Below are 3,334 nucleotides of genomic sequence, written 5' to 3' on the forward strand. Positions count from 1 at the left end.
AACTCACGCACACTCGGAGCCTCAAAGATGTCCCGAACAGACACCTCCACCCCGAGAACCTCACCAGCACGAGCAGCCAACCGCATCGCCGACAACGAGTTACCACCGACATCGAAGAACGACTCGGTCACCGACACCCGATCGGTACCCAACAGGTCGGCGAACACACCGGCCAAGCGCTCCTCGACGGCACCGTCCGGCGCCACGTACTCCTCGGAAACAGCACCGAAATCCGGAGCCGGCAATGCCTTCCGATCGAGTTTGCCCGCCGAATTCAGCGGTACGTCATTGATGAGCATCCACACCGTCGGCACCATGTACGACGGCAGTGCCTGTGCCACAGCAGCCTTCACCACGTTGACATCCACCGATGCCGGCGACAGGTAGGCCACGAGATGTTCGGCGCCGGAGTCGGTTGCCGCCACCGTCACCGCCGCATGCACCACACCCGGCACACCGGAGAGGACCGCTTCGATCTCACCGAGCTCGATCCGCTGACCCCGCAACTTCACCTGGAAGTCGGTACGACCCAAGTACTCGATATTGCCGACTGCGTTCCAGCGCACCGCATCACCGGTGCGGTACAGACGCGAACCTTCCACCCCGTACGGATCGGGAACGAACCGCTCAGCAGTCAAACCCGGCTGCCCCGCATATCCGCGCGCAATCTGCACGCCACCGAGATACAACTCTCCCGGAACACCCGCGGGCACCGGCTTGAGCCTGTCATCGAGCACAAGAGTCTCGGTGTTCCACACCGGCACACCGATCGTCACCGACTCCGGAGCATCCGACACATCAGCCCACGCCACCTCAACCGCAGCCTCAGTCGGACCGAACAGATTGTGAATACCTACGCTCGGCCACACCGCATGCACCTGGGCGACGACAGCAGCAGGCAACGCCTCACCGGAGGCGAACACCCACTTCAGAGAAATCAACTGCGCCAAACGATCCCGATCCACCACATCCACAAACACCGACAACATCGACGGCACGAAATGCACCGATGTCGCAGCAGTCTCCGCGATCAGATCCGCAATATACGCAGGATCGGCATGACCACCAGGACGAGCGATCACCAACTCCGCGCCCGCGAACAACGGCGCGAACAATTCCGGCACCGACACATCGAACGTGTACGGCGTCTTCTGCACAACCCTGTCCCCCACCGACCACGGGAACACATCCAGACCCCACCACAAACGGTTCAACACAGCACGATGCGACACCGTCACACCCTTGGGCACACCCGTCGAACCCGACGTAAACAGGGTGTACAACGCATTGTCCAACGACAACGACGCCAGCCGCTCAGCATCAGACACCGGAGCCGTAGCCAGATCCACCTCAGTGGTGCAATCCACCACGATCGTGCGGACCTGCTCACCCCATGCGCTCGTCTCACCGGACCCTTCGTGACGCGATCGGCTCGCAAGCTCGCCCGACCGCTCCTCAGGGATCAAGAAGTCGGCAGCTGTCAGGACGATCCGCACACCCGCGGCCACCACCATCGACCGCACACGATCAGCCGGAGCATCCGTGGCGATCGGCACATACTGACCACCAGCAGCCACCACCGCATGAATGGCCACCACCATCTCGATGCTGCGGTCGATACACACACCCACCGCGGTATCCGGGCCCACACCCGACGAAATCAACTCACGCGCAAGCACACTCACCCGAGCAGACAACTCGGCATAACAGACACTACGCCCCTCAAACCACAACGCCGACGCCTCCGGCGACCGAACACACTGCGCCACAACAACATCAGCCACCGAACCCACAGGTACAACAACCTCGGCACCCACCGAACGATCAAGCACCAAAGCACGATCAGCATCGGCCAGCAACGCCGCATCACCCACGGCCACTTCGGGTTCCGCTGTCAGCACGTCCAGCAGTCGCACGAATCGGTCGGCCAGCTCGGCCATCGTCGGCTCGTCGAACAGGTCGGTCGCATAGCGCAGCACGCCGGACCACGGTCGGTCGGCACCGCCGGAGGACACGACCACCGAGAGGTCGACCTGTGCGGGAACCTGATCCAGGGTGACGGGGGCGATCTTGAGATCGCCGACCTGAGCCCTGGCCTCGGCCACCGACGCACCGGGGTCGAACGAGAGCATCACCTGAGCCAGCGGCGCGAACGCCTCCGACCGCACCGGATCAACAGCCTCCACCACCGACTCGAACGGCACATCCGCATGCTCGAACGCATCCAGATCCGACACCCGAACCTGCTCCAGCAACTCCTCGAACGACATCGATGACTGAACGTCGGTGCGTAGCACCAAGGTGTTCACGAACATGCCGACCAACCGGTCGAGCACTGCCTGACCGCGACCGGCGGTCGGCGTCGACACCGCGATGTCCTGTGTGGCAGTCAATCTGGCGAGCAGCACCGCCAATGCGGCGTGCACGACCATGAACTCGGTGACGCCGTAGCGGCGGGCGATCTGCTCGATCCGCTCCGACACCTCGTCGGGGACGGCGAATCCGAGGTCGGCACCTCGGTACGAGGCGACCAGCGGGCGCGGGCGGTCAGTGGGCAGTTCGAGGACGTCCGGCAAGCCGGTGAGCTTGTCCTTCCAGTAGCCGAGCTGGCGGCCGATCACCGACTCGGCATCGTCAGCGGAGCCGAGGACCTCGTGCTGCCAGATCGCGAAGTCGGCGAACTGCACCGGCAAGGGCGTCCAGGACGGTGCATCGCCCTGGGTGCGTGCGGTGTACGCGGTGACGATGTCGGTCACCAGCGGCAACATCGACTCACCGTCGATACCGATATGGTGGGCGACCACCGCCAGGAGGTAGTCGCCGGCCGGGGTGGCGTCATGGTGCTCGACTCGCCGGACCCTTCGCGACCCTCGCTCCTTCGTCGCATCGGCCTCAGGGATCAAGAAGGTGGAACCGTCGGCCTCAGGGGTCAAGATGGGGGATGCGTCGGTGTTGCGGAGGATAACTCGGATAGGCCATTGCATCGTTACGTCGAAGCCTGTTGTCGCCGCGGCGAAGACGTCCTCGTCGGTGGCGACGATCTGCCAGATGCCGTGGTCGTCGAACTCTGCGATGTCGCCGACCCGCTGGAACGGTATACCGTTCTCGGCGGGGAACGAGGTGCGCAGGACCTCGTGGCGTTCGAGGACATCGATCACGGCCTGCCGCAACGCATCCACGTCCAGTTCGCCGGTCAAGCGGAGGACTGCGGGGATGTTGTAGGTGGCGCCCGACGCGTCGAAGCGGTTGATGAACCACATCCGCTGTTGGGCGAACGACAACGGGATGCGCGCAGGACGCGGATCGGCAACGGTGACCGGGACCAGGGCGGCGC

The 3,334-nt window shown here is 64.0% G+C and carries 1 protein-coding gene; it reads right to left on the bottom strand.

Annotated elements, in window-relative coordinates; all coding sequences use genetic code 11:
- A partial coding sequence (locus tag KDB67_RS21960; protein WP_291020619.1) for an amino acid adenylation domain-containing protein occupies positions 1–3,334 on the bottom strand: 3,334 nt, incomplete at both ends.

Source organism: Gordonia sp. (in: high G+C Gram-positive bacteria) (genome assembly GCF_020438995.1).
Classification (GTDB): domain Bacteria; phylum Actinomycetota; class Actinomycetes; order Mycobacteriales; family Mycobacteriaceae; genus Gordonia.